The organism is Enterobacter cloacae complex sp. 6730903 (genome assembly GCF_048283985.1).
GTDB lineage: Bacteria > Pseudomonadota > Gammaproteobacteria > Enterobacterales > Enterobacteriaceae > Enterobacter > Enterobacter hormaechei_C.
Genome location: NZ_JBLVXX010000058.1, coordinates 1 through 23,336 on the forward strand (window position 1 = coordinate 1; position 23,336 = coordinate 23,336).

The 23,336-nt window shown below is 52.3% G+C and carries 27 protein-coding genes; 13 read left to right on the top strand and 14 right to left on the bottom strand.

The features are described from left to right. Positions 1–54 precede the first annotated feature (54 nt). The 5 genes from ACNQ0W_RS22420 to ACNQ0W_RS22440 all read left to right on the top strand — a co-directional run bounded on the left by ACNQ0W_RS22420 (position 55) and on the right by ACNQ0W_RS22440 (position 4,395). Positions 55–804, top strand: a complete 750-nt coding sequence (locus ACNQ0W_RS22420; RefSeq protein WP_062933098.1) for a hypothetical protein — start codon at positions 55–57, stop codon at positions 802–804. Between the two features lie 6 nt (positions 805–810). Then, positions 811–2,061, top strand: a complete 1,251-nt coding sequence (locus ACNQ0W_RS22425) for an HlyD family secretion protein (RefSeq protein ID WP_062933099.1) — start codon at positions 811–813, stop codon at positions 2,059–2,061. An 89-nt stretch (positions 2,062–2,150) separates the two neighbouring features. Next, on the top strand, positions 2,151–2,930 hold the full coding sequence (locus tag ACNQ0W_RS22430) for an MBL fold metallo-hydrolase (RefSeq protein WP_062933100.1): 780 nt from the start codon (positions 2,151–2,153) through the stop codon (positions 2,928–2,930). A gap of 25 nt (positions 2,931–2,955) precedes the next feature. Continuing rightward, positions 2,956–3,942 (top strand): GlxA family transcriptional regulator, encoded by a 987-nt coding sequence (locus tag ACNQ0W_RS22435; RefSeq protein ID WP_062933101.1) that lies wholly within the window; start codon positions 2,956–2,958, stop codon positions 3,940–3,942. A 123-nt stretch (positions 3,943–4,065) separates the two neighbouring features. Beyond that, a complete protein-coding gene (locus ACNQ0W_RS22440; RefSeq protein WP_062933102.1) occupies positions 4,066–4,395 on the top strand; it encodes a hypothetical protein in 330 nt (109 codons plus the stop codon). On the opposite strand, the gene ACNQ0W_RS22445 is transcribed toward ACNQ0W_RS22440, so the two are convergent. The 5 genes from ACNQ0W_RS22445 to ACNQ0W_RS22465 form a co-directional block, all read right to left on the bottom strand. Beyond that, on the bottom strand, positions 4,373–5,176 hold the full coding sequence (locus tag ACNQ0W_RS22445; protein ID WP_062933103.1) for a DUF4225 domain-containing protein: 804 nt from the start codon (positions 5,174–5,176) through the stop codon (positions 4,373–4,375). The two genes, ACNQ0W_RS22440 and ACNQ0W_RS22445, sit on opposite strands and share 23 nt — an antisense overlap. A 186-nt stretch (positions 5,177–5,362) precedes the next feature. After that, on the bottom strand, positions 5,363–6,451 hold the full coding sequence (locus tag ACNQ0W_RS22450) for an AAA family ATPase (protein WP_047050706.1): 1,089 nt from the start codon (positions 6,449–6,451) through the stop codon (positions 5,363–5,365). A gap of 146 nt (positions 6,452–6,597) precedes the next feature. Next, the gene (locus ACNQ0W_RS22455) at positions 6,598–7,557 is read right to left on the bottom strand and encodes a YbgA family protein (protein WP_062933104.1); all 960 of its coding nucleotides are present in this window, start codon (positions 7,555–7,557) and stop codon (positions 6,598–6,600) included. Positions 7,558–7,659: 102 nt separating this feature from the next. Then, entirely contained in the window at positions 7,660–8,070 is a 411-nt protein-coding gene (gene uraH, locus ACNQ0W_RS22460; RefSeq protein ID WP_062933105.1) for a hydroxyisourate hydrolase, read from the bottom strand. 99 nt (positions 8,071–8,169) lie between these two features. Then, positions 8,170–8,895: a MerR family transcriptional regulator gene (locus ACNQ0W_RS22465; RefSeq protein WP_017383646.1), complete on the bottom strand. Its 726-nt coding sequence runs from the start codon at positions 8,893–8,895 to the stop codon at positions 8,170–8,172. A 117-nt stretch (positions 8,896–9,012) separates the two neighbouring features. On the opposite strand from ACNQ0W_RS22465, the gene ACNQ0W_RS22470 reads away from it, so the two are divergent. Continuing rightward, positions 9,013–9,537, top strand: a complete 525-nt coding sequence (locus tag ACNQ0W_RS22470; RefSeq protein WP_047050709.1) for a lipocalin family protein — start codon at positions 9,013–9,015, stop codon at positions 9,535–9,537. A 1-nt stretch (position 9,538) separates the two neighbouring features. Here ACNQ0W_RS22470 and ACNQ0W_RS22475 read toward each other — a convergent pair whose 3' ends face one another. Genes ACNQ0W_RS22475 through ACNQ0W_RS22500 form a run of 6 tightly spaced genes read right to left on the bottom strand, consistent with a single transcriptional unit; the run spans position 9,539 to position 15,574 of the window. Continuing rightward, complete coding sequence (locus ACNQ0W_RS22475; RefSeq protein ID WP_062933106.1) at positions 9,539–10,546, bottom strand: fimbrial protein; 1,008 nt, start codon at positions 10,544–10,546, stop codon at positions 9,539–9,541. Continuing rightward, positions 10,546–11,064: a fimbrial protein gene (locus ACNQ0W_RS22480; protein ID WP_062933107.1), complete on the bottom strand. Its 519-nt coding sequence runs from the start codon at positions 11,062–11,064 to the stop codon at positions 10,546–10,548. The genes ACNQ0W_RS22475 and ACNQ0W_RS22480 overlap by 1 nt, the downstream gene beginning before the upstream one ends. Further along, positions 11,055–13,580: a fimbria/pilus outer membrane usher protein gene (locus ACNQ0W_RS22485; protein ID WP_062933108.1), complete on the bottom strand. Its 2,526-nt coding sequence runs from the start codon at positions 13,578–13,580 to the stop codon at positions 11,055–11,057. Before ACNQ0W_RS22485 ends, ACNQ0W_RS22480 begins: the two co-directional genes overlap by 10 nt. 23 nt (positions 13,581–13,603) lie before the next feature. Further along, positions 13,604–14,281 (bottom strand): molecular chaperone, encoded by a 678-nt coding sequence (locus ACNQ0W_RS22490; RefSeq protein WP_062933109.1) that lies wholly within the window; start codon positions 14,279–14,281, stop codon positions 13,604–13,606. Positions 14,282–14,334: 53 nt separating this feature from the next. Beyond that, a complete protein-coding gene (locus ACNQ0W_RS22495; RefSeq protein ID WP_023299002.1) occupies positions 14,335–14,919 on the bottom strand; it encodes a fimbrial protein in 585 nt (194 codons plus the stop codon). A 52-nt stretch (positions 14,920–14,971) separates the two neighbouring features. Beyond that, positions 14,972–15,574: a helix-turn-helix domain-containing protein gene (locus ACNQ0W_RS22500; RefSeq protein WP_047050717.1), complete on the bottom strand. Its 603-nt coding sequence runs from the start codon at positions 15,572–15,574 to the stop codon at positions 14,972–14,974. An 834-nt stretch (positions 15,575–16,408) separates the two neighbouring features. On the opposite strand from ACNQ0W_RS22500, the gene ACNQ0W_RS22505 reads away from it, so the two are divergent. The 4 genes from ACNQ0W_RS22505 (at position 16,409) to ACNQ0W_RS22520 (ending at position 19,306) form a co-directional block, all read left to right on the top strand. Continuing rightward, positions 16,409–17,197: a winged helix-turn-helix domain-containing protein gene (locus ACNQ0W_RS22505; protein ID WP_062933110.1), complete on the top strand. Its 789-nt coding sequence runs from the start codon at positions 16,409–16,411 to the stop codon at positions 17,195–17,197. A 1-nt stretch (position 17,198) separates the two neighbouring features. Then, a complete protein-coding gene (locus ACNQ0W_RS22510) occupies positions 17,199–17,678 on the top strand; it encodes a hypothetical protein (RefSeq protein ID WP_017693981.1) in 480 nt (159 codons plus the stop codon). A gap of 242 nt (positions 17,679–17,920) precedes the next feature. Further along, positions 17,921–18,802 carry a GlxA family transcriptional regulator gene (locus ACNQ0W_RS22515; protein WP_047050719.1) on the top strand — a complete coding sequence of 294 codons (882 nt, stop codon included), beginning with the start codon at positions 17,921–17,923 and terminating at the stop codon, positions 18,800–18,802. Positions 18,803–18,850: 48 nt separating this feature from the next. Further along, a complete protein-coding gene (locus ACNQ0W_RS22520; protein ID WP_062933111.1) occupies positions 18,851–19,306 on the top strand; it encodes a GNAT family N-acetyltransferase in 456 nt (151 codons plus the stop codon). Here ACNQ0W_RS22520 and ACNQ0W_RS22525 read toward each other — a convergent pair. After that, positions 19,296–20,333, bottom strand: coding sequence for a virulence RhuM family protein (locus tag ACNQ0W_RS22525; RefSeq protein ID WP_047354964.1), 1,038 nt, complete (start codon positions 20,331–20,333; stop codon positions 19,296–19,298). The two genes, ACNQ0W_RS22520 and ACNQ0W_RS22525, sit on opposite strands and share 11 nt — an antisense overlap. Positions 20,334–20,383: 50 nt before the next feature. Beyond that, positions 20,384–20,725: a SymE family type I addiction module toxin gene (locus ACNQ0W_RS22530; RefSeq protein ID WP_006812446.1), complete on the bottom strand. Its 342-nt coding sequence runs from the start codon at positions 20,723–20,725 to the stop codon at positions 20,384–20,386. A gap of 128 nt (positions 20,726–20,853) precedes the next feature. Between ACNQ0W_RS22530 and ACNQ0W_RS22535 the strand changes: the two genes are divergently transcribed. From ACNQ0W_RS22535 to ACNQ0W_RS22545, 3 genes are all read left to right on the top strand, one after another. Next, the gene (locus ACNQ0W_RS22535; protein WP_003860931.1) at positions 20,854–21,018 is read left to right on the top strand and encodes a YlcI/YnfO family protein; all 165 of its coding nucleotides are present in this window, start codon (positions 20,854–20,856) and stop codon (positions 21,016–21,018) included. 190 nt (positions 21,019–21,208) lie between these two features. Beyond that, positions 21,209–22,066, top strand: a complete 858-nt coding sequence (locus ACNQ0W_RS22540; RefSeq protein WP_022650137.1) for a hypothetical protein — start codon at positions 21,209–21,211, stop codon at positions 22,064–22,066. Beyond that, positions 22,041–22,487, top strand: coding sequence for a hypothetical protein (locus ACNQ0W_RS22545; RefSeq protein ID WP_032645954.1), 447 nt, complete (start codon positions 22,041–22,043; stop codon positions 22,485–22,487). The genes ACNQ0W_RS22540 and ACNQ0W_RS22545 overlap by 26 nt, the downstream gene beginning before the upstream one ends. A gap of 194 nt (positions 22,488–22,681) precedes the next feature. On the opposite strand, the gene ACNQ0W_RS22550 is transcribed toward ACNQ0W_RS22545, so the two are convergent. Continuing rightward, a partial coding sequence (locus ACNQ0W_RS22550) for a reverse transcriptase domain-containing protein (protein ID WP_417933256.1) occupies positions 22,682–23,336 on the bottom strand: 655 nt, incomplete at its 5' end.

The window sequence follows — 23,336 nt, forward strand, 5'->3', positions numbered from 1 at the left end:
CTGCCAGGGGCGTCTCTATACCATGGAAAACGGCACCCTGCGGGAGAATGCGCCATGATGTTTCTGCCGCGTCTCTATGCTCGCCTCTGCGCGCGCCAGGCCGGACGCACGCTGCTGGCAAACCGGATCACGCAAAACTACAGCCAGTTTATGCGCTGCCCGGAGGCCGATGTCCCGGCTGATTTTCTGCATCAGAACGCCCATGAGCTGAGCGGGTTTAACTTCGTGGAGCAGATCTTTCCGCCCGCGCTTTGGGCGCGCAACGTTCGTTTCGATCTGCACGGGTACGTGGCGCAGTGGACGCAGGAGCAGGCATTTTACCGCTCGCCGCGCACCCTGCTTCTGGGCATGCGCTGGGCGGGCTTTGGTCTGATCGTGGATGCGCTGCTCGCCACCGCGCCAGCCGATGTGCGCTTTCAGTTTATTACCCGTCACCCTGCGCTGCATAAGCTGATGGCCGCGCACGAAGGCCGACGCGCCAGCTCGTTTTTCGCCCCTCACCGCCTGGTGACGGTGCTGCTGATGGACGAACGCCTGCCGGATGCGCCGCTGTTCTCCACCCAGGCAGGGGATCAAAAGGCGTGGTTAACGGACGTCTCAACGCGGTTTTTATCGCGCTATGGCTACAGCGTCCGAACGCTGCTGCCGATCTGTTCGCTGCACGCGGCGGAGTTTGGGCTGGAGAGTCAGGCGTATGCGCCAGAGGATTACCGCCAGGCCGCCGCCGACACGCTGAACGCGCTGCGCAAAACCCCCACGCTCTGGAGTGCATGGGACGATCTTTCAGTGATTTATCATGGATGACATATCGTGAAATTAAAAAACCGAAGCCGACAGCGGCGGGCGCTGATCCCGCATCACTTCTCAAAAAGCTATCACATCAACGCGCCACGGCTGAAAGCCGTGCTGACCTTGTTCATCGCCTTTTTTCTCTGCCTGCTGGTCTTTGCGATTGTCTTTAACTTTTCGGAAACCACGCTGGCACGCGGGGTGCTGATCCCGGCGCAGGGCGATGTGGAAGTCCGCGCCAGAGAGTCCGGTACGCTTGTGGATTTTGCCGTGCGGCCGGGCCAGTACGTGAAGGAAAACGATCCGCTGTTCACCGTGTCGCAGGACTATGGCGGCAAGCAGGGCTCGGTGGTGCAGTTTGACCGCCAGCAGATGGAAGCGGAGAAGAAGCGCAGCGAGCAGCGCATCCAGGCCATTGAGGATTCGATTGCGTCGTATCGCAAAAATCTGGCGCAGCAGCTGGCTCTCACCGACAAGCAGATCGCCGTTTCCCGCGATAAGGTGAAGAAGCTGCGCGCGCTGTTAAAAAACAGCACCGACACCTACGAGGCGTGGAAATCCGTCTCCGGGAAGGGCTATGTCTCCAGAGTGGATCTCGATAAAAGCCACAACGATGTGCTCAATGCGCAGCTCAACCTGACGCTGGAGGAGAGCACTATTCTTGAGCTTGAGGCACGAAAAACCAGCCTGACCGACAGCACCCAGTCGCAAATTGACTCTCTGAGCGAAGAGCAGCTGTACGTGAAAAACCGCATCAGCGAAATCGAGCGCAACCTGTCCAGCCGGGGAAGTTCCACCATGGCGATGCTGGCCCCTTCCGATGGTTACGTGGTGGCGATTAACTTCCCGCCTGGCCGGGCCATTACGCAAAACAGCGAGGTGGTGGTAGTGATCCGTAAAAATACCGCGGCGACGATGGAGGGATACCTGTATGTTCCGGCAACGGGGGTGGGGCGCGTGGCGAAAGGCGATAAGGTCAAGCTGCGCTTCGACTCCTGGCCCGTAGACAAATACGGTTCCGTGGAGGCAACGCTGTCCGATTTCTATGAGGTAAACATTGATGCCCATTCGGCGCTGATCCCGCTCCAGGAAGGGCAGAACTACTACCTGGCTAAAGTGCGCGTCCCCTCCTGGTTTACCGACCCGGACAAGAAAAAGCGCATGCTGATGGGCGGAATGACGGTGAACGCCGATATCGTTATCGATCGTAAGCCGCTTATCAATCTGCTGATTGCGCCGCTGGAAAGGGTGCGCAAGCGGTTTATCGATTGACCCGATTTCATCGATCATCGCCCTTTAGCCCACATTCTTAACGGCACCCTGGGGCTATTCTCCTTCTCATACCAACCGGAGGATAGCCCATGAAAATTACGCAAATTCGCAATGCCACCCAGCTGATCACTTACGCGGGAAAACGCTTTTTAATCGACCCAATGCTGGCGCCAAAAGGCACTTATCCGGGTTTTCCCGGCACGGCGCGGGCTGATATTCGCAACCCGATGGTCGAGCTTCCCGTTGACGTTCAAACGCTTCTGGATGCTGACGCGGTGATCGTCACCCATACCCATGCCGATCACTGGGATCAGTACGCCGTTGAGCTGATCGCCAAAGGCAAGCCGATCTACGTGCAAAATGATAGTGATGCCGCGCTGCTGCGCAGCCAGGGATTTACCAACCTGACGATCATGACCGGGGAAACAACGTACGGCGATATCCGGATAGTGAAAACCCACGGCGGCCAGCACGGTACTGACCGCGCTTACGCCGTGCCGGAGCTGGCAGAGTTTCTGGGGGAAGCCTGCGGCGTGGTGTTCCGGCATCCCGATGAGAAGACGCTTTATATCGCAGGGGATACCATCTGGCGCGATGCGGTGGCGGCCGATCTGCAAAAGCACCAGCCGGATATCGTCGTGCTCAACGCCGGTTACGCTCATGTCATTGGGTTTGGGCCGATTATCATGGGGGAAGAAGATCTGCTTAACGTGCATTTCCTGCTGCCGCAGGCGAAAATCGTGGCGACCCATATGGAAGCTCTCAACCACTGCCTGCTGACCCGCCGCGCGCTGCGCGAGTATGTTGATGCCAACGAGGCAGGTGACGCGGTGAGCATTCCCCAGGACGGCGAAACTGTTATATTCTGACTGTTAAAGGGGACAGGAGAGACAGATGCCGCTTATTAACGTTGCCATTGTCGCGGTGGACGGGTTTAGCCCGTTCCACTACTCCGTCCCCTGCATCCTCTTTGGCGACACGGTATCCGGGGAAAAGCGCTTTAACGTCACGATCTGCGCTGAAAAACCGGGATTCCTGAACTCGACAGACGGTTTTACCCTGCATGCGACGCAGGATTTTTCCGCGATCGCATCGGCTGAAATTGTGGTTGTACCCTACTGGCAGCACGTTCTGGAGCGCCCGCCTCAGACGCTGCTCGACAGCCTGGTTCAGGCCAGAGACAACGGGGCGGAAATTGTTGGGCTGTGTCTGGGATCGTTTGTGCTGGGCTATGCGGGCATACTCAGCGGCAAACGGGCCGCCACCCACTGGGAGTTTGAACGCCAGTTCCAGTCGCTATTTCCGGACGTCCGACTGGATATCAACGCCCTCTACGTGGATGACGGCAATATGATTACCTCGGCGGGTACCGCCGCCGCGCTCGACTGCTGTTTGTATATCATCCGCCAGCGCTTTGGCAGCGTCGTCGCCAATCAGATTGCCCGCCGGATGATCGTCCCGCCGCACCGAGAGGGCGGGCAGGCGCAGTTTATTGCGCAACCTGTGCCGAAAGATACCCGTGATGGGCGGATTAACTGTCTGATTGACTACCTTCAGCAGCATATTTCCGAACCGCATAACCTGGACTCTCTTGCGGAAGTGGTGTCGATGAGCCGGCGCACGCTGACCCGCCATTTTATCAAGGCGACGGGCATGAGCGTTGCCGACTGGCTTACCGCCGAGCGCCTGCGGCGCAGCCAGATCCTGCTGGAGTCCGGCAACCTGCCAATCGAAAATGTCGCCGGGCAGGTGGGGTTTTTATCAGCGGTGACGTATCGGCAGCAGTTTAAGGCGCGCTTTGGCGTCAGCCCGGCGGAGTGGCGCAAGACGTTTCGCGTTAAGCCGTTTGCAGCGAAAAATAATGCTGGCGCGATGGAATAAAAAGACGTGGGCGGCTTCTTTGCCTTTAAAGCTGGCGGCAATGGGTATGCATCAGACGGGTTACAAGCACTTCTCTTCCGGTTAAGATAATCCACGTTACTTTCCAGAAGAAAAGGTAGTGGCATGAGCAATATTGAAACGCAGTTACTTGAATCAGGTTTCACCGTAAAAGAATTAGCGTACCTGAACCGAAACATTAGCCGTTATGGTTCATCCCTGCTCGAGGTGGTGCTTGAGTTAGGTAAGCGATTTATCATGGTTCTGTGTATTACTGCGGCTGTGGCCCTGATTTTCCTGGCGCTTCTTTTTTTCGCTGAACATTATAATATTGTTTCCGGAGGCATTTCTCTTTTCATCGTATTGATTATTGCCTGGTTTTTTCAACCCCCGATCATTACCTACAAAGCCTGGCGCTTCAGAAAGAAATACATTAGTTCTGTCCAGACGCATTAGAAATTAAATCAAACGAGACTTTTGCAGAGACACCCCAGCCGACAATTTTCATAGTGAGCGCTGCGCGATTCATTCCGTCGACCTTGCGGTAGAAATCCAGCGGGAGATAGCGAAACAGACGCCATGATTCGGGTTTCCGGATGGCGCCAAATACCGTATAGACGCTTGCTGCCAGGCTTACGCTGTTGAATACTCCCAGTGCTGATTCACGTTTAAATCCCATAAACTGAGCGATATCCATGACGCCATCTGCCAGCATACCTTCGGAGTTTGGTTGATGTTGAAGCGTTCTGTTAATTTCTTTTGAAATGGCATTTGCACCATCAATAACCAGAATCGCTCCTGCAAGCGCACCCACTGGATTCATTGTCATCATTGCACCAACACCTGCAACAATCTGTAACCCTGAAAGCACAACCTTAATCGATGAGATAACGTAACCGACGACTTTGTTATTTTCTTTAACCAGTTCAATCTGAGCAAAAAGCTGAGCTGTATGGGAGCGAAGCATTCTGCTTTGCTCAAGAAGACTTTCGTTCTCAGCTCGGATGTTTTTCAGGCATTCCATGCACTCCTCATCACTTCTGGCCGCCCGGGTAGCACTAAATTGTTGCATCACAAACTGCCGAATATCATCCATAAATTTAATCCGTGCGAGTCCGTCGCTGAGATGTTGCCCTCCGACAATATTCGCAGTATTGATGAGCTTGCGGGCTTCAAGATTTATCATTGTTTCAGCCCATGCACGGGCGTTCTGACCAGGGAAAAGTGCAATATCCATTTTAATTTTCTCATCTGATAACCAACGTTTACAGATTATCCTGGCATCAGAAACTGGCAACAATAAATTGGATAATCTGTCGCGAGCGCAGAATTCGCCGAAGGTATATACCGACGGAAATCATCTTCGTCGTTGATGGCGACCATGAGATGGTGATTGGCTAAAATGAATGTAAGAAACATAGACTTACCCCAGCCTCTCCATCCTCGTCTCCCCCTCCGCCATCGACAGCTGATACAGCGAAAACGATCGGTGCTTCTCAATCAACTGCGCCAGCTCCGGCGAGTGGCTGGTGAGCCAGATCTGCGAATAGCGGCTGGCCTCGGCAATAAGGCTTGCCAGGGCGGGCAGCATCTGCGGATGCAGGCTGTTTTCCGGTTCGTTGAGGGCGATGAATGCGGGAGGGCGCGGGCTTAACAGCGCCACCGCCAGGCACAGAAAACGCAGCGTGCCGTCGGAGAACTCTGCCGGTTCCAGCGGCCTGCTCAGCCCCTCGCGCTGCATCATCATGCGGAAGCGCCCGCCGGTGTTGTCGCTGTAAAACACGCAGCCGGGGAAGGCCTGGTCGAGGATGCGCATCAGCAGCAGCTCGTCGCCAATTTCGACAATGGTCTGAAACGCGGCGGCCAGGTTCGCGCCGTCGCTGGCCAGCACCGGGGAGCGGAAACCCACCTGCGGCGCACGGATCGCCGAGCCGGACGAAACGGAAAACTCATGATAAAACCGCCAGTTACGCAGGGACTCGCGCATCTGCGATACTTCGGGGTAGAGGTGCGGTTCACCGAGCTGCCCGAACACCGACTCGTTCTCATACAGCGTACCGCTGTGGGTCACTTTTTCGTGATGCACGTTGTTGAGGAATACGGCCTGGTTCTTACGCTTCATCAGCTGTGACGACGGACGACGGTGCTGGCCGCTCAGCCAGATAGATTCCTCTTTGATCACCGGGTCGAGCTGAAACTGTGAGGGGTAGGGCAGCTTTTCCACGAACCCGACCTGAAGCTCATATTCATAGGTTTCCGTTTCCACCGCCAGGTTCATGCGCCGCAGCTGGTCGCTGCGGGTTTTGCCCGCCCAGAACACCTTCAAAATGCCGCCCTCGTTTGCCAGCGCCTGGGAGAATTGCCCCTGCGCCGCGCTGTGCATCAGGTAAATCGCTTTATAAATATTGGATTTTCCGGTGCCGTTGGGGCCGAACACGATGTTGAGCTGTTCCAGCTCAAGCGACATATCGCGAATTGAGCGGTAGTTCTGAATATGCAAATTTTTGATCATCGGGGTACTCCGCTGTGCACGCTTAACCTGTACAGAATTACAGTATTTTACGCTGAGCGCAAAAAAAAGACGACAGTGAGGGTGTCGTCTAAACGGGGTACAGCTTTGGGCCTCTGTGGGTCAATGGGGCCTTCGCTTCTTTCTTATCAGGTAACGGCCAGACGCAGACCCAAATCATCAGGATAGGGATCAAAGTAGTTTTGCGTCATCAGATACCGGTCAGGGTATTCAGCCAGATAATGCTTAAGCAGCGTCAGCGGCGCGAGGATCGGCAGCAGCCCGTCCCGGTAATGCAGGATCACATCACGCAGTTCTCCGCGCTGGCGGCTGTTCAGCTGGTTACGGAAATAGCCCTGAATGTGCATCAGCACGTTAGTGTGATTCTTCCGCGAAGCGGGTTTTTTCAGGATGGTCATCAGCTTGTCGCGATAGGCCACGAAAAACGCGTCCAGATCGTCCCACTCGTGCAGTGATGCCACGAACGGGCCAATTTCACGGTAGCCTGCCTGATGGTGCGCCAGAAGCTGAAGCTTATAGCGGCTGTGAAAGTCCAGCAGGGCACGGCGCGTCAGGCCATTTTTACGCATTACGTTCAGTTCGTGGAGAGCGAAAACGCGCTCAACAAAGTTTTCCCGCAGTACCGGATCGTGCAGGCGACCGTCTTCTTCGACGGGCAGCCAGGGATAAGTTTCAAGGAGGGCGGCGGTGAACAGCCCGACACCCTCCTTGCGGCCCCGGTTGCCGTTTTCGTCGTACAGCCGCACGCGCTCCATGCCGCAGCTGGGGGATTTTGCACAGACGATAAAACCCGACAGATCGCCGATTTTCGGCAGATAATCTGCCGTAAATGCGGCCATCTTCTGCGTGACGTCATCGTGCGGCGCTTTGCTGAACCGCATTTCTGTCTCGCCGCCGGTGGTCATCACCAGGCGCAGCGCCGGACGAGGCGTGGGCAGGCCGATAGCCATTTCAGGGCATACCGGACGGAAAGCGACCCACTGCGCCAGCTCATCCATCACAAAGCCCATACGCTTATGCCCGCCGTCAAAGCGAACGGCGGAACCGGTCAAACATCCGCTAATACCCAGCACAGGTTTTGTTGTCATGGTGTGCACCTCCCGATCTCATATCTAAAAGTTACACAACAATGCGTATTTGTCCAAGTATTGGCGGAGTTATTTTTTAATCGTCTTTAAAATCAAGAGCAATCAGCTGCCCTTGTAGGTTGAGTAACCGTACTGGCTGAGCAGAAGCGGGATGTGCAGTTTTTCATTGGTGCGGGTGACGGTGAACAGCACCGGCACTTCCGGGAAGAAGGAGTCCAGCTTTTTGCCGTGGAAGTAATCTGCGGTTTTGAAGGTCACTTTATACATGCCAGGCGCCATATCCTGATCCTGCGGATAGAGTGATTTGATGCGCCCGTCGTGGTCGGTTTTACCGCTGGCAATCGGGGTCCACTTATCCTGCTCCTGCTTCTCCAGCGTGACGGTCACATCCGCTGGCGGCATACCGGTTTGCTGGTCCAGAACGTGAACGCTCAGGGTGCCTGCCGGGGCGCTGAACGCGGCAGGCGCGAAAGCCATTGCAGCCAGCATCATCAGAGGGAGTGTCTTTTTCATCGTGTTTTCCTGTTGAGTTGTCGGTGACAGGAAAACGTTAGCACTCGCTGCGCGAAAAAATATTCAACTTTTCGTGAAGATTGCCACAGCAGAAAATAATCAGAGGATAATCACCTCAAGGGAAACCTGCTGCTGCCACTGCGCAACCTGTTTTTTCCGCGCGGCGGTAAGTTTACCGCTGGTGACCAGCAGCCATTTGCGGTCCGGGAAAATTTCCGGGGCCAGCGCGGCAGGGGGAACCGGCAGTATGTCGATGCGGTGGCCCTGGCCGGTGCGCGTCAGAGCTTCAAGCCAGATCTCACACGGGTCGTTCAGATGCCAGCCGCTGATGAGGATGTTATCGCCCGGCGCTTTTTTATCGCCCTCAAGGCAAAACGAGGTATAGGCGATGAGGATGCCGTCGAGGATCTCACGCAGCGTCATGGCGGCGGCGACGTTGGCTGAAATCTGGCTGCGCAACGGACGCAGCACGTTAGTGACCAGCTCTGGCCTTGGGTATTCGCGTCCGGCGTCGTAAATCATCTGACGCAGGGATTCAATTTTCCCCTCCTGCAACTTTTGCAGCATGGCCTGTTGCAGGGTTTGCCAGTTATTGGCGCGGCGCGGCGCAGGGCGTTCCAGCAGTGATTTTACCTGACCGATGGGTACGCCTTTTTTTACCCAGTCGAGGATTTTCAGCGCCTGCTGAACGTCCTCATCGCTGTACAGGCGGTGACCGCCGTCCGTACGCTCGGGTTTGAGCAAGCCATAGCGTCGCTGCCACGCCCGCAGCGTGGTGGCGGTGATGCCGCTGAGTCTGGCGAATTCGCCGATGGAGTAAGCCATGTCTGCATCCGAAGAGAAGGAGTAGTCTCAATATACTACGAATATTCCCCGACGGGATGAAGCGCCGCACGGGTGCGCTACACTTAACGTCCAACCGCGTAAATGAAAGGAGTTCTCATGAGGCTATGGCCTGTCGTTACCGGTGTCGCCATTGCGCTGACGCTGGTTGCCTGTAAATCTCCCACGCCGCCGAAAGGCGTGCAGCCCATTACCGGCTTTGATGCCAGCCGCTATCTCGGCAAATGGTATGAAGTCGCCCGACTGGAAAATCGCTTCGAGCGCGGTCTGGAACAGGTCACCGCGACGTATGGCAAGCGCAGCGATGGCGGTATCAGCGTACTGAACCGCGGCTACGATCCGGTGAAGAAAAAATGGAATGAGAGCGAAGGAAAGGCGTACTTTACCGGCGAACCGACCACGGCTGCGCTGAAGGTATCGTTCTTCGGCCCGTTCTACGGCGGCTATAACGTGATCAAGCTGGACGATAAGTACCAGTACGCGCTGGTCAGCGGCCCGAACCGTGACTACCTGTGGATTTTATCGCGCACCCCGACCATTCCGGATGCGGTAAAACAGGACTACCTGAACACCGCACGCGGTCTGGGCTTCCGGGTCGATCAGCTGGTGTGGGTGAAGCACTAACCTACTGATACGAAAAGGTGATGCTTGCCAGGGCGTTGGCCGAGCCGGGGACCAGGTCTCCGGTTCGGATGTACTGCGCCTGGAACGGCAGGGACAGCGTTTGTGCCGAGCTGGTGGTCTGAATGAAAAACTGTCCCGTCGTGCCTGCGGCCGAGCTGTCCGGCCCCATCATCAGCGGCCCGGTACCGTTATAGAAAAACTGCACGCCAATGCCGGAGGCCGTGGAGTCCCCGGTCAGCGTGACGACCGACGAGGTATTTGACGGCGTGGTCTGATCGGTCATCACTGAGTTAACCGCCACGTTCTCATCACAGGTCAGGCTGACGTTAAACTCCCCCGACGGCGAGGTGCTGCCTACGCTGGGCAGCGTGTGAACATCAATGGTGCCCAGGTCGACGTTGGCGCTTTTCGTGCCTACCGTGCAGCCGCTTGCCGTCACCGTGATGGTGGTGGGGTTGATGATCACCTGCGCGGTTTTCACTTCGTTGTTATAGGCCGTCAGGATCGCCGCGTTAATGGTCGGGGTCTGGTATACGCCGGATTTCAGCGGAACGCCGGTCTTGATAAACGTCACTTTTGCCGACCAGCCCAGTGCGGTGGCGTAACCGTTAGTCCCATCGGCCGGATAGCTCTGCGTAATGCCCGTCTGCATCGGGACATAGGTGGTGCCGTTATAATCTTTAAGCCCAAGAATGAAGCCGATGCCGGGCACGCCCGTTTCAAATACCATGTAATTTGCGCCATCGAGAATAACCGTGATGCCGGTGGCGGTTATACTGCTGCTCGGCTCCAGCGTCCCTTTGGAGCAGGTAAATACCAGGCCGCACCAGAACACTTCCGCGACGCTCGCAGTGGCGCTCCATTCAGAGCCGATTGTCTTTCCAGGCACGATGGAGTCTGCCGGGCCGGACCACGACATGGGGGTTGGCGAAAGGGTGATATCCGATGTCCAGGAGAGGGCAAGTGCCTGAGAGGACATGAAAAACAGGGCTAAAAACAGTAAACGCATTATTGATACTCCGTCGTCCAGGTCGCCACTGCCGAAACGTCTCCGGCATTGACCGGCGCACCCGTGGCGGCCAGTCGCGCATAGAAGGTCATTTTTACGCTGTCATCCCCCGCCGCGCCGTAAGCAGCGGTTTGGGTGTCCAGCGGGATAAGTACGCTGTCTTTATCCAGAATCTGCACCGCCACGCCGGTCGCGCCGCCGTCAGCGACTTTCAGAAGCTGCGGGTTCTCGTCATCCGGCGTACCGCTGAAGCGGATTTTCACGCCAGCAAAGGTGGGGCCGCACGCTTCAAGGGTGAGCGTGAAGGGCGTTTTGATATTGCTGACCGCGCCCGCCTCGCTAAATTGCTTCACGCCGAGGGTGCCCAGCGGCACGTTTTGCTCCTTCGAATCTTCCGAGACAATGCAGGTATTGCCGATCACGTTGCCGGTCACGGAAACCAGCACGTCATAGCCGCGTGCGGGAACGGCGATGACCATCAGCAGGATCAGGGGGAGGAACCGGACGGTTACTGACATATGACCTCCTGGGAATAAAGCCCGGTGCGGGCGTGATAAGTCTGCGGGTTCAGCGCATAGCGGATCGTGCAGCGCTGGGCGCTGTCGCGTCCCCATACGGCATGCAATGTTCCCTGCGCTGACAGGCCGGTCAGATACACGCTGCCGCCATCGCCGACGATACCGCTGGCTTTGTCATCCTCTGACGAGACCAGCGTGCCGAAGGGGAGCACGTCTTTAGCGTGGCGTACGATAAACATCGCTTTTGCCCCCTGACGCGTGGTGAGGGTGGCGCGAACCAGTGCCCCGTCGGTGGGGATTTTATTGGCGATGGCGTTCTCAAGTTCCACGTCATTGCCCACGGTGGTGACATCCAGCGCAACCTGATTAACGCGATATGGCGTGGCGTACGGGATCACCGCATAGCCCCGGCTGTCGGTTTTGATGCCCTTGTGGTTGAGCACGGCGACATGGCTGGCGCCCGGAGCTTTCACGAGGATATTGGTGTTCCCGAGCGGCTGGCTCAGCGTCAGACCATCCTCATGCAGCACCGCTCCGCCGCTCATCCCGTAGCTGAGGTTGCGGGAGTCACCGGCGTAGCTGTAGCCCAGGTTATAGTCTCCCCACGCGCCCTCGTATTGCAGCGCGGCATCGCCGCCGTAGTGCTGCTGCGCGCTGTAGCGCTGGTTGACGCTATAGAAAAGATTCTCCTGCCCCGGCAGATAACCACTGACACCGGTACTGGCGGTGGTGCCAGCGGGATCCGCATGGGTAGCGGTAAAACGGAGACGGGTCGACAGCGCCGGATTACCCAGCGGCACCGACAGGGACAACGCGAGGATATTGTCTTTCTTGTTGTCGTACAGGCCAGAGCTACGCTGGGCGCTGATGCCAAGCGACAGGTTACGAAACGTCGCGTTCCACGCGAACTGCAAACTTTGCGTGGTTTTTGACGTATTCCAGTAGGTTTGTTGATCCCAGGACAGCGACAGCGCGCCGTATTCGCCCATCGGCTGCGACAACAGCAGCTGATTTTTTGCCTTACGCGACATATGCAGGTTGTAAACCGTGTCGTAGTGGGTGGTGATGGTGCCATCGTCTTCCACGGTCTGTTTTGGCGCTCCGCCCGCCATGCCTTTGTAAGTGGTATCGCTGAGGGTATAAAACCCTGCCGTTGAGTAACGCAGCGAGAAGAAATTGACCCGTGTACCGATATTGTTCAGCAGCTTGCTGTACCGCAGGCGCACCGAATCACCGGTGTAGTGCTGATTATCAGCCAGCTGGCTGCGGGCATGGGTGAGGTCGAGGGAGTAGGCGCCAAAGCGGCCGAGATTCTGCCCGATACCGAAGGCCAGGCCGTTGTAGCGATCGGAAAACTGCGCCCCGCCATAAAACGTGAGGCCGTATCGCCAGCCCAGGAACAGCTCGCCCTGCGCGAAGGAGGGCGAGATCTGATCGCCCGCAGGGCGGTATTTCCCCGCCCCCAGAGCATATTTGACCTGACCGTTACGCACCAGATTCGGCACGCTGGCAAAGGGCAGGGTGTATTGCGTCTGGCTGCCGTCGCTCTCCTGAATGGTAACCGCGAGATCGCCGCCGGAAGAGGTCGGATAGAGATCTTTCAGCACAAACGCTCCCGGCGGAACGGAGGTTTGATAGATGATGTTACCGTTCTGGCGAACCGTCACCGTGGCATTGCCGCGCGCGATGCCGCGCACTTCGGGCGCGTAACCGCTCAGGCTAGCGGGCAACATATTGTCATCGGTCTTCAGGGCAATCCCACGCAGGCCAACGGCGTCAAACACCTGCGAGGAGGTGAACGTTTCACCGGCGTAAACCTGGGCACGCAGGGCGCGGATATCCCGCTGTAGCCAGGTCTGGACGTGGGTGAGCTCGTTACTCTCTTTGGTCCACGTGGTGAAATCACGCAGCCGCCATGCGCCCAGGTTGGCGCCGCTGTTCAGGCTCACAAACAGCTGTTGTTCCCGCGTGCGCGTCTCGCCCCGGTATTCATTATTCGCGCCATTGACCACATAGTTCAGCCACGCGGCAGGGATGCCGGACTCCCAGCTCTCCGGGCTGACGTACCCGCGCGGCAGAGCGCGCATCGCGCTTTGCGGCACGGTGAAGTTGAGGGTAAGCGTCCTCTGGTCAAAATCAAACCGGGTATCGGCGAATGACCGGGTTAAAAAAATGCAGCGTTGCGCAGGCGGCAGCTCACCCCCTTTAGCCTGACGGCTGTCGATGCCAAGTGCGGCGAATTGCGCAGGCGTAAGGCACGGCAGGGCTTCACCGGCGGTGTTTTCAGCGACGCGAAACGTGACGTTACCTGTGAACGCGAACTGGGTGTTGATATACACGTTAAGATTGTACTCGCCCGGCGGCAGCGCGCTCCCGGCGTTGACCCAGGCGAGATCGGCGCTGTTGGCGCGCTCGCCGTTGAGAAACGCAGGATTAAATTGCAGCTCGCTTTCGGCAGCCACGGCTTGCCGAATCACCAGGGCGATCGCCGTGGCGCACAGGATTTTAATTTTCATGTGGTCACGCCTTACTGTTTTTATTATTGGGACAATGACGTGCGGGTGACGGGCGTCCAGGCCCCATAATCGTTAATCGTCTGGTAGCTCATGCTGCTCGCATGGCTGAAGGTGTCTGCCAGCGTCACGCTGGATTTCGGCGGCACCATGACGGGCGACACCGGCCTGCCATCAATTTTCACGTTAATGGTGGTGAGGTAATACGGCGTTGGGTTGGTCAGCGTGACCTTGCCCGCGCGGTAGGCGCCAGCAAGGTTTTTCCATGCCTCCCCTGCGCCTTCCCTGAGCCGCTCCGGGCGATAAAAGACCTTGATGCGGTTGGCAGAGGCGAATTGCAGCGAATTGCCGGAACCGTTTTTAACCTGCTGTGGGATAGCTTTGACCGTCATCCAGTACAGCGTTTCGCGATCCTCTGGCAGGGCGTTGCCGCTGAACATGATTTTCACCGCGCTTTCGCTGGCGGGCTTCATGACGTACAGCGGTGGCGTGATGATGAAGTCGTTGGTACGGCTCCCTTTCTCGTCTTCCATCCATGACTGGATCAGGAACGTAGCATCAGGATGGGTATTTCTTACCTGCATCATCGTCTGCGCTGCCGCGCCGGTGTAGATCAGCCGCGTTGCGCCTAACCCCACGCCGCCTGCGTACACGGCGGATGAACATAACGTGCCAGCCAGACAAATCCATGTGTTTACGCGCATTGTGCGTCTCCTGAAAGCTGAGTCAGACCCGGCCAGCAGACCGGGCCTGAAGATTACGAATAGGTCACGGTGTAGGTGGCGACCGCACTGGCATCACCCGCCGTGGCGTTGCCCAGTGGGGAGTAATATTTCGCGCTGAAGTTCAGGGTGTTCGCTCCCGCACGCAGGGGGATCGCTGCTGCCGGCTCACCCAGCCTGACGACGTTGCCCTGTTCGTCATAAAGACGGATAGCGACATGCTGCGCCGAGCCCGCGCCGCCGTTTACGCCCGCGGCCAGGCTATTCACATCGGTACTGTCCGGCGTACCGGTGAAGGTGATAGCCACGGTCGTTGCGGCAATGGGGTTATCTTCCGTGGACGCGGAGGTATCGGCGATTTCGCAATCTTCCAGCGTGATGGAGAAGGCTTTTGCGGTACTGGCTTCACTGCCTGCGGCAGCCAGCGTGGCGGTACGTACTTCACCCATGTCGACGTCGATATTGGCGCTACCGGCGCTGATGGCACAGGCGGAGGTCACCACTTTACCGCTGAAGTTAACCGTGCCGCCGCTGGTGGTGGCGGCCAGTGCTGAGCCCGCTGGCAGCAGGGCGGCAATGCTTAATGCCAGCAGAGAATGGCAAGTAAGGCGTGCTTTCATTTCATAGTTCCTTGGTTTTTTTATTACGAGATTTGCTCTGAAAGCGGCAGGTCTAACTGGTTAAAAAGACCAGCAAATCTGTCTTATTCCTGAGCCCGAGTTTCCTTATCGCTGAGCTTTTTAAGGCGCTCACGCGACGATAAGAAAGTTTCTCCAGTTCTGCGATGTAACGTATATCCAGTCCGTTCCTGAGTTCCTTTAATACCCTCCTTTCTCCAGGCGTCAGCGATAACGCCGCTGGCTGCTTTTGGGGCCGATAATGGCTATCGACCATTTTTGCTAGCTTTATCCGCCACTGATAAACCGTGTTCTGTAGCGAGATATAGGCATCAATATCTTCCCGGACCCATAACAGGGAATGGGCAGAGGTTGAGTACAGGCAGATAATCACCTCAGGATGCGTGGCTTTGATTTTTTTTAAATATTTCAGTGAGTCATACCCTGTATGGTATTTCTCTGCGCCGGATATAAATAAGATATCGATACGAATCGACGACAACGTCTTATCCAGTTCCTGATAACCTCCTTCGATGATAATGATGTGAAGGTCGTCGCGGATGCTGCGTAATAACGTTTTAATGCCGTTTCTTGCATAATGATCGCCGCCCATCAATGCAACAGTAATATGCTGTGTTATTTGGCTGTTGTTCGTCATGTTATTCCTCGATTTATAATAGTAATCAGGCGAATTATTTATAAGGTTATCGCCAGTATTCTCGAAGCAATGACGTATTGCATAGTGTAGGCCTACTATACGTCGGCCAATAAAGAGGTAATCTGAATTAATCTAAAATTGTATTAATTACTAAGATCGAGACCGGTTACGACGCTTCCCTCTGATTGGTCTTATTCCGCTTCGCTTTCTGTAAATTATGATAGCCGCTATTTTTAATGAAAATTTAGCTTTGATAAATGTTTTGTAAGGAGTTTGTCGTCTGGTGTCAGCGCGGGTGTGAAGTTGCTGACGGGGAATAACAATTTACGAATGTTATCATCGATAAAAACTGATAGAAAGGTGACTGAAAAGTATACAAAAACCATCGAAGTTATTGATATGAGTCAGGTTAAGAAAACTTAAGGCTTAAGGTTGCTGAATATTTCAGACACGCATGTCCGTGGCATACAATGTTTTTTTATGTAGAGATTTGTCAATGTCAAGAGGCGAGGAGTGCGCCAAAAGGAGAGGTTCTGATAAATGAGATGCTGCCGATAGTCAGATACTTCTGTGGAGCGGAAATTCACTTCACAAAACATCATAATGAGATTGATCGCGGATGAAACGGCTCTGCACGCCGCATTCTACAAGCGTTGAGTTCTTATGCAGGTTCAGTGAAGCTTAAGGGATGAAATATAAATTAAGATTTTTCGCCAACGGCGAAGATATACAGCATGCCGGTAATCAGTCACATTAATCCCGACGTGAATGTCATCCCATACATGCGGTGACTCAGGTTCAACATCTGTTAACCGGAGAATTCATACTGCCCCTATGCATAAGCATTACATAATAAATAATATCGTCGAATTTCATCCTGCGGCCAGCACGTTGCGTGATATCAACAATCCTGACCGTGTGGTTGTGTTAAATTCGCCAGCAGGCCGATGCCTGTTGTTATTAATCGACAGAGCGGGGTCGATTGTCACTCAGCAAGAGTTCCTTGATATTGTCTGGCAAAGCCGCGGCATGCTTGTCTCCTCCAATACCTATTACCAGAACATCTCCATCCTGCGCAAAGGGCTCAAAAAGATTGGTTTTGAAACTGACCCTATCGTTACCATTCCCCGGATTGGGCTGACGCTGGCAAGCGACACGCAAATAACCGTCAGAGAGTCTTCACCTGTCGCGCCTCAACCCGCAGAGGAACAATGTGTGGAGGCGCCAGCGATCGAGGAGGTCTCTGCACCCTCCGAGCCAGCAACGCCCGTTGCCAGAAAGCCCACGCACTGGCTGGCTGTCGTCATGGGGCTGTTGATCATCCTGGCCGGGGCAGGCGTGACGGGATATATGAGCGCCACAGAAAACCGGTTTGTTGAGGATTACCGTTTTGCGGCATCCGTCGGGGCCTGTCGCGTTTATCTTGCGAACGACATTCAGACCCACGCTGAACGCGCTTCCGCGCTGACCTATGTGGAACAATTCAAGGCTGAATGCGCGCAATATCCCTGGGTTTACATCAGCTGGTACGCTCTGCTTCCTCGTGCGTCGGTTATTCGCTGCGACCGGCCAATGAAAGAACCGAACCGCTGTATATCTGATTATTTCCTGAAGGATAGCTAGCATGACTCGTTTTCGGCAGATGCTGTATATCATCGTGACGGGCCTCGTCACGGCAGGCGTGCTGACGGGCTATTACCTGTGGCACCGAACTTACGTTCAGCCTTTTTCATGCCAGGCCAATCTGGTACAGCACCATCCGGATGAGACGCTGACGGTCTGGCTGAATTACACCTTCGACGGGAAATTCGGCACCCTGAGCATGAATGGCCGGGCAAAGAGCGATCCGGGTAAAACCATCGACAGGAAAATTTCCTTTCGGGTGGAGAGACAGGATCATCTCTATTTGCTGACGTCAGAAAAAAATATGACGTTCCCGGACGATAATGTCGACGACAGCTGGCTGGAAAAATATGAACCGCAATTTTTTGTCTATCCGGGCAAGAGTATTTATATGCGGATCAATGAACAACATAATGGTAACTATATCTTTACCTTAGGAACATTACCGACATATGTGTGTCGTGGTTCAAAAAAAGAATGATATAAACGAGAAAAACATTATATTTTCCTCCCGTCTCATTTATGCTTGATTTAAAATTTCAGGATTATCTTAGAAATATAAAGTGCGACAGATCATGTTGCGATAATGTAATTAATTTTAAATTTGGCAAGTAAATGAAAAGTGTATTTGACTCCTCCGATGGGGGGAAATCAGTACCGGAAAAGTGTCTGCATATTGGGTTGATATTATGGCCCCGTTATTCACTTCTGGCCGTCTCCGGGTTGCTGGAGGCGCTGCGTTATGCAGCGAAAGCTCAGGATAAATTAGCATTTAAAATCAGCCTGATAAGTGAATTTCCTGATATCCCGATTATCAGCAATGCGGGGATTAGCATGAGACCAGATTCCTCCCATGCGCCGCCGGACAGTTTTAACTACCTTGCTGTTATCGGCGGTGAATTGCAGTATCTGGACTTAGGGTATCAGGGGGATAAAGCGTATCTGGCACATGCCCACCATGCCGGGGTTCCGCTCATTGGCATTGGCACCGGCAGTTTTGTCCTCGCACAGGAAGGGCTGCTGAATGAACGACGAGCGTCCATCCATCCTTTCCACCTTGATGCATTTCGGCAGTCTTTCCCGCAGGTTTATGCTGAGCAAGGATATGATTTCATCGACGATGGCGATGTGCTGACCTGCCCGGGCGGTATTTCCACCCTGACGCTGGCAACTGAGCTTATCCGCGCCCATGCCGGGGATGATATCGCCAGCACCACCTGCCAGCGTTTGTCGCTCGTCCCGCATGAAATTGCCACCCCGCGTCCGGCCAATCTTGCGCTTATCCCTGACTCGCGGCTGCGCCGCGCCGTCATGCTGATAGAACAGTTCCTGACCCGGCCGCTTACCACCGCCGGGCTTGCGCGAGAAGTGGCATTGAGTGAACGCCAGCTCAACCGACTGTTCCACGCAGAATTCGGAAAAACGGCCCGCGAATTTATCCGTAGCGCCAGACTGCGCTATGCTTGCTGGCTGCTGAAGAACTCACAGCAGAGCGTGACGGATATTGCACAGCGGATGGGGTTCAGCGACTGCGCGCACTTTATTCGTCATTTTCAGACGGAGTATGGTTGTACGCCTGGGGTGTGGCGTACGTCGCAGAGCTGAATATCATTACATTGCTGCCCTGAAACTTTACTCAACCGGAATATCATCATGAAAATAGAAGCCGCACACCCCTCACAATTTGAACGCCTCGTCGCAGTCTGGGAGTCGTCCGTTCGCGCCACGCACCGCTTTTTGCAGGAAAGCGATATCGCGGCGCTGCGTCCGTTGTTGATTAACGCGTATTTGCCTAATCTCAGGGTTGTGATTGCCCGGGATGACGTGGGTATTATTCACGGCTTTTTGGGCGTGGATAAAAATCGCATTGAAATGCTGTTTGTGGATGATGCGAGCCGGGGGAAGGGTATCGGGAAAATGCTGCTGCAATATGCCATTGCAGAATTCGGCGTAAATGAAGTGGATGTGAACGAGCAGAATCCGCAGGGGGTGGCGTTTTATCGTTATATGGGGTTTGAGCAGGTCGGGCGCTCGGAGCTGGACGGGCAGGGGAATCCGTTTCCGCTGTTGCATATGAAGCTGAGCAGAAATACCGGGATTAGCGCTTAGCCTGCTTATCCCATTTTAATAAGCCGACAATATCTTTCTCACCTTCGGCCTCTTTCAGCAGGCGCTGCTTTTTTTCATATTCAATGTATTCTGAGCACGCCTTTTCATCAGCCGCTTTCTTGCTGATTTTTCCTGCGCCTTCTAAAACGTCCCGGTCGTTGAATTGCAGGAACTGATCGAGCTTGGTTTGCCAGTCTCGTAAAAATACCTGCTTGCGGCGTTTGGCCTGATCTTCGGCAAAATCGAGCCACATATTAACGACGCGATTAAGCTCGCTCACCTCATCCTGAGACAGATAATTTTTTGCGGTGGTGACATCGCTTTTACGGACTTCTTCGCCTTTATAGCTGGTCAGCCCCATATGCGGTTGAGTGGCGTCCGCACGTTGGTGAATCAACTCAGCAGCGGTGTGCCCAGTGCAGGCAAAATGCAGTTTATTCTGGATGGTCTGAAAGAATTGCGTGGTTTCTTTGAGCGACGGCTGATAGTCAGCGGCTAATGCGAAAATCTCCCTCACGCGAAGATAGACCCGGCGTTCGCTGGCACGTATATCGCGAATGCGTTCCAGCATTTCATCGAAATAGTCAGGGACGGCGGAAGATCCCACAGGCGGATTTTTCAGGCGCTCGTCGTCCATAACGAAGCCTTTAACCAGGTATTCTTGTAGCGTTTGGGTGGCCCACTGGCGGAACTGTGTACCTCGCGTGGATCGGACGCGATAGCCGATGGCGAGAATGACGGGCAGGCTATAGTGAAGTGTGTTGCGATTGACCTTGCGCTGACCTTCTTGCTGAACTTGTAAGTAAGCCTTACAAGTTGCTTTTTGTTCAAGCTCACCTTCTTCGTAAATAGCTTTAATATGCTGAGTAATAGCTTGAGGGGTGACCTGGTAAAGAGACGCAATGGCTGCTTGCGACAGCCAGAGTGTTTCATGTTCAAAGCGACATGTGATGCGAACCGTTCCATCATCACTGGCAAACATAACAAATTCGCCTGCCGGGGATTGGATTACGTCTTTATCTGCCATGTCGCCTCCACATCTAATGCACCAGGCAGGTAGTATGCCAGAAACAGCCGCTAAGCCAGGTGGTTTGTATTTGATTTTGCGAGGCGCTTTCCAGCATGTGGAATTTGGATCGCTGCAAGCGCGTCCTCTATCTCAATAAGCTTTGCTTTCGTCCGTTTATAATCATCCTGCAAACGCTGCTCCTGCTCGTTATACGCCACCAGAACGATGCATCCTTTCATGACCTTTACCGTGACCTGCTGTCCAGTATCAAACCCCGCCGCGCGCAGCCACTTGCCGGAAAGGATGATTTTTGGTGTAGATTTGTCGTAAACATTCGGGCGGTATCCCACAATTAACGAACGCTCGGTTCCGGATTGGTCGGTGTCTGGGGTAGAATGCGAATCAGCCATAATCAACTCCTTGATAGTTGGTGAGGTTAGACGCCCTTTAGTGCTCCAACACTGCTGGGCGTTGTCAGAATTCCGAATCCATGTGGTAGGTACCACGTGCGGATAAATTAACCGAAGTGGTACCTACCATGCAAGAGAAAAAGAAACCAAATTTTGACCGTACCAAAAGCACTATGAAGAACATCCGGTTCGAGGATGAGCTTTTGGAGCAGATTGAGAAGGCTGCGGGGAAGGGGAATTTTAGTAAGTGGGTTAAAGAGGCTTGTAAAGCACGATTGGAAACCTTTAAGTAATTGAAATTATATAAGTAAATTCTCAAATAATATCAATTACTGTATTTTTACACAGTATTTTATTGAAGTACTACTTCTGATCCGATATTGTCTTGCATTGTGGGGTTGTTGCTCTTGTGGGACTGATATCACATTAATTGATAAACGCTTGTAAATAAATCAATTTTGCTATCAATCAACGAGGTACGTCATGGAAGCAAATGTTTTTATAAAAATAGACTATAAAAAGGATAGACCAAACCCCAGCCAACTTTTTGAAGCTATGAGTTTGTACATTGCTGCGTATGAGCAGTTTGGACAAATTTTGGCTAAATCAATTGATGTAAAGCAGGAATTTAAATTTCATCTCGAAGATATACAAATATCTTCCATTAAAGCCAAGTTGATTCAGTCACCTGGCCTAGTACATGATTTTTTTATTAATAGAGTGGCTTCTGCTGGCTCAAAATTATTTGAGCAATTACTGGAAACTGATGAGACAGAGACAGAAGAACAAGTCGATCAATTAGCTGCAAACATTGAAGAAACATTAATTAATGATGGATTGGGCAATGAAATCGATTCACATATTGATCGAAAAGCGCTTTCTCATATGTTAGGAACAGTCTCAAAAGCTAATAATCTTATACTTAAGGATGAAATTGTCGAGTTTGGAGGTTCTTCTTATTCACAAAACATTAATACAAAGTGGCGATTCGCGGGAGACCTTTCAACTATGTTCTTAGGGTTGAAAGAAACCGTTGTCGCAAAAGATTATTTATATGTGAAAATCGCAATAAATGAAGGTAAGCAATTATGGACGTTTAAGAGTTCCAGAATGAATAAAACTTTTACTGCACGAATTCTTGTTAAGGATTGGATAAAGAATTATCAATCTGGTCTGATACCTCCTATTGGGCCTAAAGATACTTTATTGGCAGAGTTTACTTATGATCTTTATAAACCTTATGATAAACGAAAAACAGCAGAAGTAAGAAATGTGAAGATTATAAAGATCGAGGATATCGTTAGGGGTGGAAGCGATGAGCAATTCGAAATACCAGCTTAGTGCGTTACAGAAAAAAGGTTACGTATCAGATCTGAAAGCTGAGTATTTATATATTTGTGTGCCTTTTTTAATTCTTATTTTGGTTAAGATATATTTTGGTCCTTTACGTGACATAATATATACTTCTGATTGGAGTCTTGCTGCTTCAATAATTCTTGGGCAAAATGCAGCAAAAATCTCACGCTCTATTTCACAGGTCAAACAAAAAATCAATGATAGTAACTTTAGTTGGTATAGCGCCAAAAGATTTATTTTTGTAATTGTAGCCTTGTTTTTTTATTTTGGAATGATCTTCAAACCAAATATCTATATTGCTTGTTCCCAGATCTTTATATTCCTAATTGCCAGTTGGTTACATTTTTCAGATGGATTTACAATAAAGATGCTCGAGAGGCAAGTGAAAAATGAAGGAGCAAAATAGATTGATTTTGGCGGAAGATCACAGGAGTGTTAAACTCCATGTAATTATTTGATTTTATTCGATTTTATTTTGAGGGGAAAATAAATTATACACTTTGCTATACACAGTAGTGAGAGTGTAGATCACCCTAACAATCTCACATTGTTCGCAATACAATCAATAAACTTGCTAGGAACTTATTCAAAATCAATGGTTTATTCAATTTTATTATGAAGATTTTGAATCCATTTTATTTCTTGAAAGTATTTTCTGTTCAGCTTAGTGTAAAAATGAGGGTCTATATCTTTTGCATAAGCAATATAACCTGAAAGTTTGTTAAAATCTTCATCTTTTAATACTCCCTTTGATAAAAGAGAAAGATGTAATCTTATTTTATCTTTCATTGACCTATGTAATGTAACATGGAAATCATGACAAACTTTCAACCCGGTTACTACTATACTGCCACCCGAAGCACTACAGATCTTGAACTTTTTAATATTTATTTTAAAGTCGGGCCCAATTTCATTCATTGCGCTTTTAAAACAATTTAGAATTATTTTACTAGCCCCTTTCATATTTGTAGATACAATAATATCATCTGCATATCGTGTATAAGTGGCATTAAGTTTATCAATTGTGTTTAGTTTTCTCGTCAGTTTTTCATCAAGCTCTCTTGCGACAAAGTTTGCAATTATAGGTGACGTTGGAAATCCGATAGGGAGAGTACTATCTGATATGAAACAGATTGTTTTTATAAGTTGTAGTAACTCTTTGTCATACTCTGTTGTAAATTCAATGCGATCTCTATAACGAGTGAATGCATTTTCAAAATCACTAAATTTAATTGAAGGAAAAAAATCTTTGAGA

What these genes read in the sequence shown, in the direction of transcription:
- ACNQ0W_RS22540 (WP_022650137.1), top strand. Translation starts at nt 21,209, where the DNA reads ATGGAAGCAAATGTTTTTATAAAAATAGACTATAAAAAGGATAGACCA.
- ACNQ0W_RS22505 (WP_062933110.1), top strand. Translation starts at nt 16,409, where the DNA reads ATGCATAAGCATTACATAATAAATAATATCGTCGAATTTCATCCTGCG.
- ACNQ0W_RS22525 (WP_047354964.1), bottom strand. Translation starts at nt 20,333, where the DNA reads ATGGCAGATAAAGACGTAATCCAATCCCCGGCAGGCGAATTTGTTATG.
- ACNQ0W_RS22520 (WP_062933111.1), top strand. Translation starts at nt 18,851, where the DNA reads ATGAAAATAGAAGCCGCACACCCCTCACAATTTGAACGCCTCGTCGCA.
- ACNQ0W_RS22510 (WP_017693981.1), top strand. Translation starts at nt 17,199, where the DNA reads ATGACTCGTTTTCGGCAGATGCTGTATATCATCGTGACGGGCCTCGTC.
- ACNQ0W_RS22480 (WP_062933107.1), bottom strand. Translation starts at nt 11,064, where the DNA reads ATGTCAGTAACCGTCCGGTTCCTCCCCCTGATCCTGCTGATGGTCATC.
- ACNQ0W_RS22440 (WP_062933102.1), top strand. Translation starts at nt 4,066, where the DNA reads ATGAGCAATATTGAAACGCAGTTACTTGAATCAGGTTTCACCGTAAAA.
- ACNQ0W_RS22445 (WP_062933103.1), bottom strand. Translation starts at nt 5,176, where the DNA reads ATGGATATTGCACTTTTCCCTGGTCAGAACGCCCGTGCATGGGCTGAA.
- ACNQ0W_RS22485 (WP_062933108.1), bottom strand. Translation starts at nt 13,580, where the DNA reads ATGAAAATTAAAATCCTGTGCGCCACGGCGATCGCCCTGGTGATTCGG.
- ACNQ0W_RS22435 (WP_062933101.1), top strand. Translation starts at nt 2,956, where the DNA reads ATGCCGCTTATTAACGTTGCCATTGTCGCGGTGGACGGGTTTAGCCCG.
- ACNQ0W_RS22455 (WP_062933104.1), bottom strand. Translation starts at nt 7,557, where the DNA reads ATGACAACAAAACCTGTGCTGGGTATTAGCGGATGTTTGACCGGTTCC.
- uraH (WP_062933105.1), bottom strand. Translation starts at nt 8,070, where the DNA reads ATGAAAAAGACACTCCCTCTGATGATGCTGGCTGCAATGGCTTTCGCG.
- ACNQ0W_RS22545 (WP_032645954.1), top strand. Translation starts at nt 22,041, where the DNA reads ATGAGCAATTCGAAATACCAGCTTAGTGCGTTACAGAAAAAAGGTTAC.
- ACNQ0W_RS22495 (WP_023299002.1), bottom strand. Translation starts at nt 14,919, where the DNA reads ATGAAAGCACGCCTTACTTGCCATTCTCTGCTGGCATTAAGCATTGCC.
- ACNQ0W_RS22500 (WP_047050717.1), bottom strand. Translation starts at nt 15,574, where the DNA reads ATGACGAACAACAGCCAAATAACACAGCATATTACTGTTGCATTGATG.
- ACNQ0W_RS22430 (WP_062933100.1), top strand. Translation starts at nt 2,151, where the DNA reads ATGAAAATTACGCAAATTCGCAATGCCACCCAGCTGATCACTTACGCG.
- ACNQ0W_RS22490 (WP_062933109.1), bottom strand. Translation starts at nt 14,281, where the DNA reads ATGCGCGTAAACACATGGATTTGTCTGGCTGGCACGTTATGTTCATCC.
- ACNQ0W_RS22450 (WP_047050706.1), bottom strand. Translation starts at nt 6,451, where the DNA reads ATGATCAAAAATTTGCATATTCAGAACTACCGCTCAATTCGCGATATG.
- ACNQ0W_RS22475 (WP_062933106.1), bottom strand. Translation starts at nt 10,546, where the DNA reads ATGCGTTTACTGTTTTTAGCCCTGTTTTTCATGTCCTCTCAGGCACTT.
- ACNQ0W_RS22465 (WP_017383646.1), bottom strand. Translation starts at nt 8,895, where the DNA reads ATGGCTTACTCCATCGGCGAATTCGCCAGACTCAGCGGCATCACCGCC.
- ACNQ0W_RS22535 (WP_003860931.1), top strand. Translation starts at nt 20,854, where the DNA reads ATGCAAGAGAAAAAGAAACCAAATTTTGACCGTACCAAAAGCACTATG.
- ACNQ0W_RS22470 (WP_047050709.1), top strand. Translation starts at nt 9,013, where the DNA reads ATGAGGCTATGGCCTGTCGTTACCGGTGTCGCCATTGCGCTGACGCTG.
- ACNQ0W_RS22530 (WP_006812446.1), bottom strand. Translation starts at nt 20,725, where the DNA reads ATGGCTGATTCGCATTCTACCCCAGACACCGACCAATCCGGAACCGAG.
- ACNQ0W_RS22420 (WP_062933098.1), top strand. Translation starts at nt 55, where the DNA reads ATGATGTTTCTGCCGCGTCTCTATGCTCGCCTCTGCGCGCGCCAGGCC.